This window comes from Nitratireductor sp. GCM10026969 (assembly GCF_042660605.1).
Lineage (GTDB): Bacteria > Pseudomonadota > Alphaproteobacteria > Rhizobiales > Rhizobiaceae > Chelativorans.
In genome coordinates, this window is record NZ_JBHSUM010000035.1 from 22177 (window position 1) to 36380 (window position 14204).

13 protein-coding genes are annotated in these 14204 nt (G+C 64.6%); 7 read left to right on the top strand and 6 right to left on the bottom strand.

What is annotated here, in order from left to right; genetic code table 11:
* The first annotated feature begins 85 nt into the window (after positions 1–85).
* Positions 86–1303 carry a lipopolysaccharide biosynthesis protein gene (locus tag ACFP9U_RS10135; protein WP_378621076.1) on the top strand — a complete coding sequence of 406 codons (1218 nt, stop codon included), beginning with the start codon at positions 86–88 and terminating at the stop codon, positions 1301–1303.
* Here the strand turns inward: ACFP9U_RS10135 and ACFP9U_RS10140 are convergent.
* Genes ACFP9U_RS10140 through ACFP9U_RS10150 form a run of 3 tightly spaced genes read right to left on the bottom strand, consistent with a single transcriptional unit; the run spans position 1300 to position 4162 of the window.
* A complete protein-coding gene (locus ACFP9U_RS10140; RefSeq protein ID WP_378621077.1) occupies positions 1300–2166 on the bottom strand; it encodes a DUF6492 family protein in 867 nt (288 codons plus the stop codon). The two genes, ACFP9U_RS10135 and ACFP9U_RS10140, sit on opposite strands and share 4 nt — an antisense overlap.
* 35 nt (positions 2167–2201) lie before the next feature.
* A complete protein-coding gene (locus ACFP9U_RS10145) occupies positions 2202–2981 on the bottom strand; it encodes a WecB/TagA/CpsF family glycosyltransferase (protein ID WP_378621078.1) in 780 nt (259 codons plus the stop codon).
* A complete protein-coding gene (locus ACFP9U_RS10150) occupies positions 2978–4162 on the bottom strand; it encodes a glycosyltransferase (RefSeq protein WP_378621079.1) in 1185 nt (394 codons plus the stop codon). Before ACFP9U_RS10150 ends, ACFP9U_RS10145 begins: the two co-directional genes overlap by 4 nt.
* Before the next feature lie 178 nt (positions 4163–4340).
* Between ACFP9U_RS10150 and ACFP9U_RS10155 the strand changes: the two genes are divergently transcribed.
* Genes ACFP9U_RS10155 through proC form a run of 3 tightly spaced genes read left to right on the top strand, consistent with a single transcriptional unit; the run spans position 4341 to position 7481 of the window.
* Entirely contained in the window at positions 4341–5339 is a 999-nt protein-coding gene (locus tag ACFP9U_RS10155; RefSeq protein ID WP_378621080.1) for a glycosyltransferase family 2 protein, read from the top strand.
* On the top strand, positions 5308–6618 hold the full coding sequence (locus tag ACFP9U_RS10160; protein WP_378621081.1) for an O-antigen ligase family protein: 1311 nt from the start codon (positions 5308–5310) through the stop codon (positions 6616–6618). Before ACFP9U_RS10155 ends, ACFP9U_RS10160 begins: the two co-directional genes overlap by 32 nt.
* 59 nt (positions 6619–6677) lie before the next feature.
* Positions 6678–7481: a pyrroline-5-carboxylate reductase gene (gene proC, locus ACFP9U_RS10165; RefSeq protein ID WP_378621082.1), complete on the top strand. Its 804-nt coding sequence runs from the start codon at positions 6678–6680 to the stop codon at positions 7479–7481.
* Positions 7482–7726: 245 nt separating this feature from the next.
* On the opposite strand, the gene ACFP9U_RS10170 is transcribed toward proC, so the two are convergent.
* Complete coding sequence (locus tag ACFP9U_RS10170; protein ID WP_322452736.1) at positions 7727–7993, bottom strand: YMGG-like glycine zipper-containing protein; 267 nt, start codon at positions 7991–7993, stop codon at positions 7727–7729.
* 349 nt (positions 7994–8342) lie between these two features.
* On the opposite strand from ACFP9U_RS10170, the gene ACFP9U_RS10175 reads away from it, so the two are divergent.
* On the top strand, positions 8343–9920 hold the full coding sequence (locus ACFP9U_RS10175) for a BCCT family transporter (RefSeq protein ID WP_378621083.1): 1578 nt from the start codon (positions 8343–8345) through the stop codon (positions 9918–9920).
* A gap of 119 nt (positions 9921–10039) precedes the next feature.
* Here the strand turns inward: ACFP9U_RS10175 and ACFP9U_RS10180 are convergent, their stop codons facing one another.
* Positions 10040–11032 carry a polysaccharide deacetylase gene (locus ACFP9U_RS10180; RefSeq protein WP_378621084.1) on the bottom strand — a complete coding sequence of 331 codons (993 nt, stop codon included), beginning with the start codon at positions 11030–11032 and terminating at the stop codon, positions 10040–10042.
* Between the two features lie 445 nt (positions 11033–11477).
* Between ACFP9U_RS10180 and ACFP9U_RS10185 the strand changes: the two genes are divergently transcribed.
* Both ACFP9U_RS10185 and der read left to right on the top strand, forming a co-directional pair.
* Positions 11478–12146 carry a tetratricopeptide repeat protein gene (locus ACFP9U_RS10185; RefSeq protein WP_378621086.1) on the top strand — a complete coding sequence of 223 codons (669 nt, stop codon included), beginning with the start codon at positions 11478–11480 and terminating at the stop codon, positions 12144–12146.
* Positions 12147–12149: 3 nt separating this feature from the next.
* Positions 12150–13577 carry a ribosome biogenesis GTPase Der gene (gene der / locus ACFP9U_RS10190; protein WP_378621087.1) on the top strand — a complete coding sequence of 476 codons (1428 nt, stop codon included), beginning with the start codon at positions 12150–12152 and terminating at the stop codon, positions 13575–13577.
* A 94-nt stretch (positions 13578–13671) separates the two neighbouring features.
* On the opposite strand, the gene ACFP9U_RS10195 is transcribed toward der, so the two are convergent.
* Complete coding sequence (locus ACFP9U_RS10195) at positions 13672–14181, bottom strand: OsmC family protein (RefSeq protein WP_322452731.1); 510 nt, start codon at positions 14179–14181, stop codon at positions 13672–13674.
* Positions 14182–14204: the final 23 nt, after the last annotated feature.

Consider the following 14204-nt stretch of genomic DNA (forward strand, 5'->3'; position numbering starts at 1 on the left):
TGCCTGCTATGGCTCCCTCGGCTCAAGCAGATCCCGGGAGGCGGATATTTCACTCGCCACCTTCATCGAAAGCAGGCAGCGCCTATTGCGCGATTATTTCGCGGCCATAAGCGGTTCGGCGGGGCGGCTTGTCTTTTCGCTCGGCTATTTCATCGTGCTGGCGAACACCTTGTCGATCGCCGATTTCGGCCTGTTCGCCACCGCCTCGGCGGCCGGCGTCATGCTTTCGCGCATTCTGGCCTTCGGCTTCACCGCGCCGCTCTACCGGATCGCCACCGTGAAGCCGCGGCTCATCGGCACCTATACGGCCGGTTTCCTGCTGATGAGCGTGCTCTCCCTGCCGGTGCTGGGGCTCGCCTCCGTCGTTGTCTATCTGCTCTTTTTCGGCGGCGATATGCCGCCCGGCGCCTTCGCGCTGGTGGTCGTCGCCGAGGCGCTTTTGTGGCGGCCGGCCGAAACGGTCGTCATCGTCAACAACGGTCTCAACCGCTTCGGCCGTGGCGCGCTGCTCGTCGTCCTGGGCACGGCGGTGCGGGCGCTTGCGGCAGTCCTCTTCGCGCTCGTGTCGAACGGCGAACTGTGGCTGTGGACGCAGCTTTATCTGCTGGCCAATGCCGCCTCCCTGCTGGTTGCAGCCTTTTTCTTCTATCCCTGGCAGCGCATGCGGCTGCGGCCGGTTCTGTACCTGCGGCGGCTGGCCGACGCGGTCTATGTCTCCAGTGCCGAGGTGCTTTTCTACTTTCAGATGGAACTCGACAAGCTGCTGGTCCTGGCGCTGGGCGGCGCGCAACTGGCGGGCATCTATGCCATCATCATGCGGCTGGTGGATCTGACGGCCATCCCGATCCGTACCTTTTCGATGCTTCTGGTACAGAAGATGATGCGCACCCCGGACATGCTGGCCCGCATCGGCGTCCGGCTGGGCATCGAGGGGGTGATTTTCGCCGTTTCCACGACGGCCATCTTGGCGCTCGCGCTCATCCTGCGTGTCTTCCCGAACATTCTCGGGCGCAACGTGGCCGAGGCGGCGCCGCTCGTGCTTCTGGCGCTCTTCGTGCCGGGCATGCGCAACCTGGTCGAATATCAGGCCGAGCTTCTCTTCGCGCGCGGCCAGACGCTGCTGCGGGCGATAAACTTGATGCTCCTGGCCGGAACGAAGGCCGTTCTTCTGGCCCATGTGCTCGCGGCCTACGCGGCCTCGCGCGATATCGTTCTGGCACTCAACGGCGTCTTCGCCGCCCTCTACCTCGTCTCGCTGCTGTTGACCTATTGTGCGCTCAGCATGCCCGCGAAGCGTGTCTAGGCCCCCACCAGTCCGCGCAGGGACCGGATCGCCGTTCCGGTGAAGGACTGGACGCCGATGGCCGCTTGCTCGGGCGCCATGGAATCAACCAGCCGCCGCAGGCCGTCTTCGTCGAGGCCGGGCCCCGTCCAGTAGACGCGGCAGAACGGCCTTCCGTCGTGGAAATGTCCCGCGCCGGCGAGGATATCGTCGATATAGCGGCCATAGAGGATGCATTCGGAAAATCGGCGCCGCGCCGCCACGACTTCCATCCAGTGCCGCGCGTGGACGGCTTCGATGTGCCGCATCATGGAAACGACACTGTCGCGCCGCCAGGCGATGACGGTGGATATGTAATCGTGGCTGTTGTGCACATCGGGTGGCACGCCGAGGGCATGCGCGGCATTCGCCGCCCACACAGCGTGGTCGCTGTTGCCCGCGGGCAGCGCGTCTTCGCACCGGTAAAGGCGCAGGTCTCCGTTTCGCCAGAAGACGGAAAGATCGAACGGCTTGACGAAAACCACATCCGAATCGCAGTAGACCAGCGCGTCCTCGGCAACCTTTTCGCCGATGGCGATGCGCCGCAGTTGCTGCACGTGCCATCCCCGCAAGGGCGCCGTCCGCCTGCTGAGCCAGATCCGGCGCCGAAAGAGGCTCGTTGGGTCGGGAAGGTTGTGCAGCCAGGCCGGAAGGAGGTCTCGCTCGTCGACGACCAGCCGGTTCTTGCTCTCCAGTGCCTGGAACCGCGCCACGTCGTGGCCGGCGACAAGGAGATAGTGCTTCTCGGCTCCGGTGAGGAAGCGGTCGACGGTCTCGCAAAGCAGGCGGCAGCGCTCGAAATCCGCCGCGTGGCTCGGCGTCACGAGCGCCGCCGTGCGGGACACGGACCGATCCCGCGAGCCGGTCTGCGATCGGGCATTCATCGCGAAAGCCTTTTGCGCAGCAGCCGCTGGCGCAGGACGCGCGCAAGGAAAAGCGGATTGCCGAGCACGTAGCGCCGCCACAGGCGCTTCGGCTCGAGCAGCAGGCGGAACAGCCATTCCAGGCGCAAGCGCCGCATCCATAGCGGCGCACGCGGTATCGTGCCGCTCAGAAAATCGAGCAGCGCGCCGACGGCGATCGGCATGGTGCAATGGTGCTCGGTGATGTTGCGGGCGATCCACAATTCCTGGCGCGGCACGCCCATGGCGACCAGGAGCACATCCGGCCGCAGGCGCTGGATCTCGGCCAGAATGCCGGGCTCTTCCTCGACGGTGAAATAACCGTCATGGACAAAAGCGAAGCGATGCTGGGGGGCGAGCGCGGAGAGCTTTGCCGCAGCGGCGGCGGCGTTCTCGCGCTTCGTGCCGATCAGGCCCACGGTCAACGGGTTCTTTTCGGCTGCAAGCAGCGCGGGCACGAAATCCGTACCGTTCAGGTTTGCCGGAAACGGCGCACCGTAGAGGATTCGCGCCGCGATATCCACGCCGATGCCGTCTGGAAGTACCAGGAAATCGTGAAGCGTCGAGGCAAAGGCGGGTTCGCGCGCGGCGATGTTGGCGTTGTTGGCGTTGAGGAAGGTCACGCGGGTGAAACGTCTTTCCGCAATGCATCGGCGCAGGAGGTCGAGCCCTTCATCCCATTCGAGCGAGGCGACGGATGAGCCCAGGATCTCGCGTTCGGCGAGCGCCTCGTCGGCCTGCAGCGTCCGTGCACTCATGCGGCGTTACCCTCAGCGGTTTGCCTTTTATCCGACGAGGCGAATATGTGCGTGCCGCGCCGGAGGGCCTCATCGAGCGCTTTGCGTTGGGCATGATGGAAGTCACGTCCGTCCACGTCATGGCCAACGCCGGATGAAAGATCCTGCAGCGCTGCTGCGAAATCGCGAGGCTCGTCGGCATGGATGCAGTTTTCCGGGATGTGCGCGATGCCACGCAACGATGAAGTGGTGGCCACGCAGGGAAGGCCGAGCTCGAACGTCTCGATCGTCTTGAGCTGGACTCCCGTACCGGCCTTGCTGACGAGCGGAACCACCTTTCCCTTGCGCATGAATTCGCTCGCATCGGCTACGCGCCCCACAAAGCGCACCCGCGGATGCATCTTTTCGAGGCCGGCTGGCGTTCTGCCGGCCACGGCGATGCGAAAACCCGATGGCAGCAGCGGAACGACCGCCTCCAGGAACCAGTCGAGCCCGATGCGATTGGGCGCCCAGGTCCAGGTGCCGACAAGCACGGCGTCAAATGTCGGCTCACGCGCTGCAACCTGTGGCGGTTGGGCGCGCGTGACCAGCGGCAACGCGGCTGAGCGCGCCGCGTCGTCGAGGCCGAGCAGTTCGCGGTCTTCCTCGGCCAGTGTGAAGACGAAGCGCGCTTTTCTGCAAAGCTCTTCTTCCAGCGCTTTCAAAAGGCGCGACTCGCGTCGGTAGAGCAGGCGAGCGGGCAGCCCCGCGGCTACGGCGTTCTCCTCGGCCGAGCGGTGCTCGACATTGTGGGCGATATAGATGAAGGGATACCCCGCAAAGACGTCCAGGAAAGCGCCGGCGAGTTGCACGGAGTTCAGAATAACACCGTCTATCGGTCCGAGGGTGGCGAGAACGTCGCGCAGTTCACCCGGGCCGATCACCCGCAACTTGGCCGAGGAGAACGTCAATTTCCATCGCAGGGCATCGGCCAGCCACCGCAGCTTCTGCGAAGGCGTGGCATCCGCCGTGGTCACGTCGATATGGCCGAGAACGACGGAGCTGTCGGGATCCGAGGGGATCTTGTCCGGCCAGGCAAAACCCAGCACGGTGACGCGTATGCCGAGCCGCGCCAGCGCGTCGAGTATGGCAGCGTTCGCGATCTCGTAACCTGTCTCCGGCGTCCCGCAGGGAACGATGGATGTTGCGAATACTAGGTGCATTGGCCCGATCCTGTGGGCGCACGCATAACAGGCAGGCTATGAAGCGTTGATTAAGATTGTAAGCGCCGCCAGCGTGCAACCACAGGCGCACGCCGCCAGCGGGGAAGGTGTTTAACGAAAGCTTAATCGGCGGCCGCTCTTAATCAGGCGAACTTTCGCTGATTCGGCGGGGCAGCCCTTGCAATCGAAACCCGGGACGAAATCTGTCTCCCTTCTCGCGCACTCGCCTGAATTGGCAGCGGACGTGGTCGATTGCGTCGTCACCCTACCCACTTTCAGGCGTCCACAGCATCTTCTGAAGACGCTCGGCTCGCTGGCCGCGCAGAACACCGCGCGCCGCTTCGTCGTCATCGTGATCGAGAACGAGGCGGAAGAGCGCGCCGGCGCCGAGGCGGCTGCGCCCCTGTTCGCGCGCAAGGAGGTGGAAGGTCTCGTCATCGTCGCCCATGAACGCGGCAACTGCGCCGCCTACAATGCGGGGTGGCGTACGGCGCTCGAGGCCTTCCCGAGCTTTCGCCACCTGCTCGTCATCGACGATGACGAAATCGCCGCTCCCGGCTGGCTGGAGGCGATGTGCGCAACGGCGGAGAGGCTGGAAGCCGATATCGTCGGCGGGCCGCAGGTTCCGGTCTTTGCCGATGGCTCCACCGATCGCTTTCGAACCCACCCCGTCTTCCTGCCACCATACGAGAAAACCGGGGGCGTACCGGCGCTGTTTTCCTCTGGAAATCTGCTCGTTTCCCGGCATGTGCTGGAAGCGATGGAGCAGCCGTTTCTGGACCTGCGCTTCAACTTCATGGGCGGAGGTGATTCCGATTTCCTCTCGCGCGCAGCGCAGAAGGGGTATCGCCTGGCCTGGTGTGCCGAGGCGCCGGTCCACGAGACCGTGCCGGCGCGGCGTCTCGAAGCGGACTGGATCCGCGCGCGCAGCCTGCGCAACGGAGTCATCTCCACGTTGGTGGAAAAGAAGAAGCGCGCGGGTGAACGGCTGGGTGCGCCGCGCGTTCTGGGCAAGAGCCTTGCGCTGCTGGCTCTGTCGCCCTTGCGCTGCCTTCGATCTCTTTTCGCCACCGGCTCCGTATCGAGCGCCATGTACCCGGTCTATGTCGGGCTCGGCCGGGTGCTCGCCGAATTCGGATACGCCAATGAGCAATATCGCGAACCCGACAAGAACTGATCGCGGCGGCACCGAGGCGACGGCAGTTCCGGCCCGTGCCGCGACGGCGCTTGCGGTGTTGCTGCTCACAGTGGCCATCATATCCTTCCGCCCGTTCCAGCCGGCCGGCGCCGAAGGTGCGACCGGCGGTGATCTGGTGAACCAGTTGGGCTACGGCTTGCTCGGGGCGCTGGCGGCCTGCGGTCTTCTCACGCTGGCGGACCGGCGCGTGCTGGCGGCATTGCTCAGCCCCTGGTGGCTGCTTCTTCTGGTGTTCCTGGCGCTTTCGGTCATGCATGCGCCGTCGCCCCCCGAGGCGATGCGCGCAGCGCTTTTCACGCTCATCGGCATCCTGGTCATGGCCGCCGTTTTGACCCTGCCGCCCGATGCCGAGGGGTTCTCGACTGTCCTGGCGACTGTCGCCCTGGCTGTCCTGGGCTTCTGCTATTTTGGGATCGTGGCTCGTCCGGACGTGGCGATCCACGGAGCTGGCGGGCTGGAACCGCAGCATGCGGGACTGTGGCGCGGCAGCTTCTCGCACAAGAACATCGCCGCCCCGGTCATGGCCTGCCTTGCCTTCATGGGCCTTTACCTCTGGCGCCGGCGCTGGCGCGTCAGCGGCGGGACGATCCTTGTGCTTGCGCTCGTCTTCATCGCCAACACCGGCTCCAAGACGACGCTTGGCGCCGTTCCGCTGGCGATGATACTTGTCATCCTTCCGGGTCTGTGCGGGTTGCGGTTCCTGGCGCCGGCCTTGCTGATTGCCGCCATCGCCGCGGCGGCGCTCGCCACGCTCGGCATCGCCCTTTTCGAGCCGCTCTCCGAACTGCAGCGGGTTTATTTTCCGGGTCTTACCTATACCGGCCGGACCGAATTGTGGGCTTTCATGGGCGAGATGCTGGCCGAAAGACCGTGGACGGGATACGGGCTGGAAAGCTTCTGGGGCAGCGACCTCGTCCGCTTTTCGGACCAGCCTTTCGACCGCGATTGGGACATCCGCGGCATCGTGCACGGCCATAACGCCTATATGGACCTGGCGATCGCGATGGGGCTACCGGCCCTTCTCGTGGCGATCATCGCCTTCATCCTCGCACCGATGCGCGATTACCTGCGCGTTCCGCCGCTCAAGGAGAATGTCCTTCTGGCCGATCTTTTCCTGATGATCGTGGCCTTCACCCTGCTTGACGCCTTTCTCGAAAGCTTCTTCTTCCGCCGCGCGGACCCGGTCTGGCTGCTGATGGTCTTCGCCATTTTCGGCTTGCGGCTGGTCGCGCGCTTTCCGGTGTCGGGAGCGCGCTGACGCTGTTGCATCGGCGCCTCGAACGCGCCATTGCTGGGTCTGCGAAGAAGGAGGCATTCATGGGCAGGAAAGTGGTTCTCGTCGGCTGCGGCAATATGGGATACGCCATGTTGAAGGGCTGGCTCGCCGCCGGCGAACTGGCGGCGGGCGACGTCACCGTGGTCGAGCCGAACGAGGAGTTGCGCAACCGCGCGGCCGCGCATGCAGTCACGGCGCTCGCAGACGCGAATGCGCTGAATGCCGCCGATCTCGTCGTCTTTGCCGTCAAGCCGCAGGTCATCCGCGATGTGGTGCCGGCCTATCGCCGCTTTGCCCCGGATGCCGCCTTCGTGAGCGTCGCCGCGGGTATCGGTGTCGCCGTCTTCGAGGAAGTTTTGGGCCGCGAGGCGGCCGTCATTCGCTGCATGCCGAACACGCCCGCCGCCATCGGCAAGGGCATGATGGTGGTGTTTTCCAATCCCAACGTATCTTCCGGAATGAAGGCCTTCGTCGACCGCCTGCTTGCCACCAGCGGCGCCGTCGCCACCATCGAGGACGAGGCCCTGATGGACGCGGTGACGGCAGTCTCCGGCTCCGGGCCGGCCTATGTCTTCCACTTCATCGAGTGCCTGACGGCGGCCGGCGAGAAGGCCGGCCTTCCCAAGGAAACCGCCGCGAAGCTGGCGATGCAGACCGTCTACGGCGCGGCCTGCCTTGCCAGGGACAGCGGCGAGGACCCGGGAACGCTGCGCGAGCAGGTGACGAGCCCGAACGGCACCACCGCTGCGGCGCTCGCCGTGCTCATGGACGATGAAAGGCTTTCAGAGCTGGTGAGCGAAGCCGTGGAGGCGGCGAAACAACGTTCGATAGAGCTCGGACGGTAACGCTTCACCAGCAGTCTCGGGGGCCGGCCTTGTCTGCTCGGGAAAAAGCTTGGCAAGGCCTTCCGCAGAAGCCTCTGCCAGTCCCTGCTCGCTGACCAGCCCCGTGACGAGGCAGGGCCGGCGTCACAAGGTCGATAATGGAGATGTGCAGTGCAGGCGCAAGCGTGAAAGACCAAAAAGGCCGGAGAACACTCCGGCCTTTTCGATTGTTGCCCGGTGGTTCGTCTCGGGCGTTGGGCGCGATATCAGTAGCCGGAGGGGCAGCGGGCCGTGTAGCGACGGCCGTACTCGTCACGGTACACGCACTGATTGCTTCCTTCCGAGGCGCGCCCGATAAGAGCGCCGGCGATCGCACCGGCCGCGCCACCGATCACGGCACCTTCAAGGTCGTCGCCCGCCACCGCCGCACCGACTGCCGCGCCACCGGCACCGCCGATTGCAGCGCCTTGCTGGGTGGGGGTACAGGCTGCGATTCCAAGCAGGAATGGTATCAAAAGAACGAGCTTTTTCATGGGACTCTCCAGATCGCTTTACACCGGGCACAATTTTCCATGCGGCAAATTGTTCCGATCGTGAACGCCGGAGATGCTGGTTGGTTGCAACCATGGCGTCAAGAGCCACTCGCCAGCGAGCAAAAAAACCTCTGGAAATGTCCGGATTTAGCCGCATTTCCGCCGGATGGGGGTTCATTTTTCGCCCCATTTTATGAATTGTCGTCTCAATCCGCACGAATTGGGTCGCAAATAAGACGATACCCGGCGATTCTTTTTGGGCAGGGTCAGCGTGCGGAGGAGTGTTCCGGTGCCGCGGGTCGTGGGGTCCCGCCGTCTTTTCGCGCCGGACCAAAAATGGAGTGAAAAAATGTCTGACACATCCGTCGAGGATCACGGCCTCGAGCCGGGGCAGGACAATGTCCGGATCATGGGGCTGGATGTCCACAATCCGGTCTTCTTTGTTTCCGCCGTTCTCATTATCGCGTTCGTGATCATTGCCCTTATTTTCCGGGAGGGCGCCGGGCTGGTGCTCGGGGGGCTACGTACCTGGCTGACGTCGACTTTCGACTGGGTCTTCATGATTTCGGCGAACCTGTTCGTGATCTTCTGTATCGTGGTGGCCGTCTCGCCGTTCGGCAAGGTGCGGCTGGGGGGCAAGGACGCGGTCGCGGAATATTCCTATGCCGGCTGGTTCGCCATGCTGTTCGCGGCGGGCATGGGCATCGGTCTCATGTTCTTCGGCGTGCTCGAGCCGATGTATCATTTCAATAACCCGGCGCTGGGGGTCGCGCCCCCGGTGGTCGACGGGGAGGTCGTTCCGGGCGCGGTGGCCGACGCCCGCAATATGGCCATGTCCGCCACCATCTTCCACTGGGGCCTGCATCCCTGGGCTATTTACAGCGTACTCGCTCTGGCGCTGTCGCTAGCGGCCTACAACAAGGGACTGCCGCTTTCCATCCGTTCGGTCTTCTACCCGATCTTCGGCGAACGCGTGCGCGGCTGGATCGGCCACGTCATCGATACGATGGCGGTGTTCGCGACGCTGTTCGGCCTGGCGACCTCGCTCGGGCTCGGCGCTTCGCAGGCCATGGCGGGTCTCAACGAACTCTATGGTATCCCCAACAACGAAACCACGACGGTGCTTCTCATCATGGGCATCACCGCCATCGCGCTGGTTTCGGTAATGGCGGGCCTCGAGGCCGGTGTGAAGCGGCTGTCCGAGATCAACATGGTGCTCGCCTTCCTGCTGCTGGTCTTCGTCATCGCCTTCGGGCCGACGGTCGCCATCATTACCGGCTTCTTCAGCAATACCTGGGACTATCTGGTGGACCTGCCGAGGCTGTCGAACTGGGTCGGGCGTGAGGACGACGCCTTCGTGCACGGCTGGACGACATTCTACTGGGCCTGGTGGATCTCCTGGTCGCCCTTCGTCGGCATGTTCATCGCCCGTGTGTCCAAGGGCCGGACGGTGCGCGAATTCATCACCTGCGTTCTGATCATCCCGACGCTGGTTTCGGTCCTGTGGATGACGACCTTCGGCGGCACCGCCCTCGACCAGTTTCTGAACGAGGGCTACACCGGCGTGCAGCAGACCGTGGTCGACTATGTGCCGGAACTGTCGCTCTTCGCCATGCTGGCCGACTTGCCGCTGGCGTCGATCAGCTCGCTCATCGGCATCATCCTCGTCATCGTGTTCTTCGTCACCTCCTCCGACTCCGGATCGCTGGTGATCGATACGATTACCGCCGGCGGCAAGATCGACGCGCCGGTGGCCCAGCGCGTCTTCTGGGCCATTTTTGAGGGGCTGGTGGCGATCGTGCTGCTCCTGGGCGGCGGCCTTGCTGCCCTGCAGGCCGGCGCCATCGCGACCGGCTTCCCCTTCGCCATTCTCCTGGTGGTCATGCTCTACGCGACCTGGAAGGGGCTTGCCCAGGAAGAGCGCTGAGCGGTTGCCGACGCGCTTGTCAATTGAAGGGCCCCGCCGTTGCGGCGGGGCCTTTTCTTTGGCTTTTGCTGTGGCGGGTATGCGGGATTCCGGTCCGACGGCGCCTTCAAGCCTTCGCTTCAGCCACCGATGCTTGGCCGCAATGCCGCCGAGACCGGCGCAGTCTCCTCCAGATACTGCCGATAGCCGACGCAGCGGACCTCCGGTTTGACGCAAACCTCTTTGGCGAAGCGCTCCAGCGCCTCCCAGTAGGCGCCGCCGTTCATCAAGGTGAAGTGGAATCCCAACTGCAGAGGGATCCGATCGCCCGCATATTCACGTGCGAAGGCGGCATGGAAGGCCTCATAGGCACGCGCCGCGAAAGCAGCGGCCTTCGCCGCGTTCTCCTTTGCGCCCGAATGGCGTGCATAGAGGTTGTAATCCATGGCGATTACACGTCTTCCCCGGGGCCCCTCGGGAATCATCGGCAGGGAAAAACGCGTCACGCCGTCCTTGTCCGCCGCTTCGGCCGGACCGTTCGAGACGGTGCTCGCATCATAGCGGAAGCCCTCGGCCGCGAGCGCCGTGAAGAGACCCTTGCCGGTCGACAGATAAGGTGCGCGGAAGCCGACGACCTCGTTTTCCGCAAAGGACCGCCAATCCGCCGGTTCGCCGTCGATCCGGTTGACCGACCAGGCGTCTCGCAGGATCGTCCGGAACTGCTCCAATTCGTGCTTCCAGTCCGCCGCGCTCCACGTGCCGCCGTCGAAATGACCGCACGCATGGCTGGCGATCTCGTGCCCCTCGCTGCGTGCCTGCCAGATCTGTTCCAGCCTGAGCCGCACGTCGTCTATGGAAAAGCCGCGGCCGACATTGGTCCGGCCCGCCGCCATGCCGGGGCCGCGATAGGCTTTCAGCGTTTCGGGCGAGAGCAGGTAGACGCAAGACAGGAAATAGGTGAAGCGCGCGCCGGTTCGTTCCGCAAGGGCCCGGCTGCGCTCCCATTGCTCGATGTGCAATGCCCCGTCGAAGGAGATGATCACATATTGCGGCCGCCGGGCGTCGGATTGGGCGAAGGCAGGACAGGCAAGCAAAGCGAGCGCGCAAGCGCCGAGACGCATAAGAAGAGACATTCGACAACCGTTTCAACAAAAACCCCCATTGCGCGGTTATTGCCGAAATGTGGCCGGCTATCGACTTGAGGCCGGATTTCAACAGCTTTGGTAAAAAAGAGACACGGAAGGAACGGATCCATCACCTGGAGAGAGACCCGGAACTCCTGATTGAGCTTCCGAAGGAGGTTCAGATCCTGCGGCTGCGAACAAGCCACGGGACGACCAGCTGATCCGGTGTCACTTGCCGCCGCGCCCTATCCAAGTCGGCGGCCATGGACCCCATGGTTATCGGCAGGCCCGCCGGCAGACACTCGCTTCGCAACGCCGTGAGCCGCCCGGCAACCGGTGAGCGAGGGGGCATCTTGGCGGCGCAACGCGGCAGACCCCTTCCATGCACGCGAATTTCCGTTAAAAGGCGGGCAGAAAGAAATCCGGGCGCTGCCCGGCGGAAAACAGGTTTTTCATGTCCGACGACAGCTTCATCCGCGAGGTCAACGAAGAGTTCCGCCAGGATCAGATGAAGAGTCTCTGGCGGCGCTACGGCGCCCTAGCCGTGGGGATCGCAGCGCTGCTCATCCTCGCGACGGCCTCTTGGGTCGGCTACGACTATTGGTCGACTTCGCGCGCCAACCAGGCCGGCGATGCGTTCGCCCAGGCGCTTGAGCTCGCCGATGAAGGTCAGACCGAAGAGGCGCTGGCCGCCCTGGAAGAGCTGGAGACCTCCGGCTACGGCGATTATCCCATGCTGGCGCGCCTGCGGGCCGCCACGCTGCTCGCCGAAGCCGGCCGGTACGAAGAGGCCGTGGCGAAGTTCGACGCCGTGGCGGCCAACGGCTCCGCGCCAGCCGCTATCCGCGATCTGGCAAATCTGCGCGCCGGCCTCATCCTGGTCGATCACGGCAGCTATGCCGATGTCGCCGCGCGTGTCGAAACACTGACGGGTGATGACAATCACATGCGCCACACGGCGCGCGAGGCGCTCGCCCTGGCCGCCTGGAAGGAAGGCGACCGCGAAAACGCCCTCGCGCTTTTCGAGCAGATCATCGACGATCCCCAGGCACCGTCGGGAACGCGGCAGCGGGCGGAGATGATGTCCGAGCTGATTGCCGGTTCGGCCAGCGAATCGGGATAGATCATGACCTTGAAGGTCGCTATCGTCGGCCGGCCGAATGTCGGCAAGTCGACCCTCTTCAACAGGCTGGTGGGACGCAGGATCGCGCTGGTGGACGATACTCCCGGCGTGACGCGTGACCGTCGCGTGCATCCGGCCCGGCTGCACGACCTCAGCTTCGACGTTATCGATACGGCCGGCCTCGAGGACGCCGCCGCGCCGACTCTCGAAGCGCGTATGCGCGCACAGACGGAAACGGCGATCGACGAGGCCGATCTCGTCCTTTTCATGATCGATGCGCGGGCGGGTCTGATGCCCGACGACCGCACCTTCGCCGAGGTCGTGCGCCGCAAAAGCAAGCCGGTGGTCTTGGTGGCCAACAAGACGGACGTGCGTGGCGCCGAGGCCGGCGTCCTAGATGCCTGGGGACTGGGACTCGGCGAGCCGATCGCCATCTCCTCCGAGCATGGCCGGGGCATGGCCGAACTGCGCGACGCGATCGCCGCGGCGGCAGGTGATGCGGCCTTGGAGGAGCCAGAGGCGACGGCACCGGCAGGCAACGGCGAGGCGCTGATCGGCGAAGATGTCGATCCTGACGCGGACGAGCCTGCCATCGACCCGGACAGGCCGATCCGCATCGCCGTGGTCGGCAGGCCCAATGCGGGCAAGTCGACGCTCATCAACGCGCTGATCGGCGAGGAACGTCTGCTCACCGGGCCGGAAGCCGGCATCACACGTGATGCGATCTCCGTCGAATGGAACTGGCAGGGACGCAGCATTAAGCTGTTCGATACGGCCGGCATGCGGCGTAAGTCGCGCGTTCAGCAAAAGCTGGAGAAGCTCTCGGTCGGGGAGACGCTGCGCGCCATCCGTTTCGCGGAGGTGGTGATCGTCGTCTTCGACGCCACAATGCCTTTCGACAAGCAGGACCTGCAGATCGCCGATCTCATCATCCGCGAGGGGCGGGCGCCGGTGATCGTCTTCAACAAGTGGGATCTTGTCGAGGACCGCCAGGCGACCCTCGCCGAGTTGCGCGAGAAGACGGAGCGCCTCCTGCCGCAGGCACGCGGGATGAAAGCCGTGCCAATTTCCGCCGAGACGGGTCGCGGGCTCGACCGCATGATGGAAGCTGCGGTCGCTACGCATGACGTCTGGAACCGACGGGTGCCCACCGGGCCGCTCAACCGCTGGCTGGAGCGCGCCACGGCGCAGCACCCACCCCCGGCCGTCGCCGGGCGCCGGCTGAAGGTGAAATACATGACCCAGGTCAAGACGCGGCCGCCCGGCTTCGTGCTTTCCTGCTCGCGCCCGGAGGCGATGCCGCAATCCTATGTGCGCTATCTCGTCAACGGCTTGCGCGAGGCCTTCGATATCTATGGCGTGCCCATTCGCGTCGCGCTGCGCACGTCGGAAAATCCCTATGCCGGTCGCGCACGCCGCAAGCGCGGCTAGAGCAATTCCAGGAAATGTGGAAGCCGGTTTTCCGTCCGGAATTGCGTTGAATCAACTGGCCGGCTGAAGCGCGGTCGCTTCCTGGCCGGGCCGGCTATGCACGTTTCAGCGTCACCTCCACCGCGGGGCCGTGGCGGATCGTCTGATAGACCACGCAATAGCGTTCGGTGAGTTTCAGGAGCAGGTCGAGCTTGTCCTGCGGCGCGTCCGTGTCGACCTCGAAGGTCAGGCGGATCCGTGCAAAGCCCACCGGCGCCTCCCGGTCGACGCCGAGCGTGCCGCGAAAGTCGATGTCGCCTTCCGCCGCAACCGTCCCCGCGGCGAGCGGTATTTCCAGGGCCGTGGCCACCGCTTTCAGCGTCACGCCAGCGCAGGCGACGAGCGCTTCCAGGAGCATGTCGCCGGAGCATAATTCGAGGCCAGAACCGCCGGTTGCCGGGTGCAGTCCGGCAACGGCCAGCGCGCGTCCGGTCTCCACCTTGCAGGCGACGTTCCGGTCGTCGAGGGCGCCGGTGGCGCGCAACGTGACCAGTGCGGCCTGCGGATCCGACTTGTAGCGTTCCTTGATCGGCGCCTGAGCGGCGCGCAATGCGGCGGCGTCCATTTTTGTTCCTCCTCCTGCGGGCG

Excerpts from the sequence above, each read along its gene's own strand:
- ACFP9U_RS10145 (WP_378621078.1), bottom strand. The coding sequence starts at position 2,981 with ATGAGTGCACGGACGCTGCAGGCCGACGAGGCGCTCGCCGAACGCGAG.
- ACFP9U_RS10150 (WP_378621079.1), bottom strand. The coding sequence starts at position 4,162 with ATGCACCTAGTATTCGCAACATCCATCGTTCCCTGCGGGACGCCGGAG.
- ACFP9U_RS10160 (WP_378621081.1), top strand. The coding sequence starts at position 5,308 with ATGAGCAATATCGCGAACCCGACAAGAACTGATCGCGGCGGCACCGAG.
- proC (WP_378621082.1), top strand. The coding sequence starts at position 6,678 with ATGGGCAGGAAAGTGGTTCTCGTCGGCTGCGGCAATATGGGATACGCC.
- ACFP9U_RS10170 (WP_322452736.1), bottom strand. The coding sequence starts at position 7,993 with ATGAAAAAGCTCGTTCTTTTGATACCATTCCTGCTTGGAATCGCAGCC.
- ACFP9U_RS10175 (WP_378621083.1), top strand. The coding sequence starts at position 8,343 with ATGTCTGACACATCCGTCGAGGATCACGGCCTCGAGCCGGGGCAGGAC.
- ACFP9U_RS10180 (WP_378621084.1), bottom strand. The coding sequence starts at position 11,032 with ATGTCTCTTCTTATGCGTCTCGGCGCTTGCGCGCTCGCTTTGCTTGCC.
- ACFP9U_RS10185 (WP_378621086.1), top strand. The coding sequence starts at position 11,478 with ATGTCCGACGACAGCTTCATCCGCGAGGTCAACGAAGAGTTCCGCCAG.
- der (WP_378621087.1), top strand. The coding sequence starts at position 12,150 with ATGACCTTGAAGGTCGCTATCGTCGGCCGGCCGAATGTCGGCAAGTCG.
- ACFP9U_RS10195 (WP_322452731.1), bottom strand. The coding sequence starts at position 14,181 with ATGGACGCCGCCGCATTGCGCGCCGCTCAGGCGCCGATCAAGGAACGC.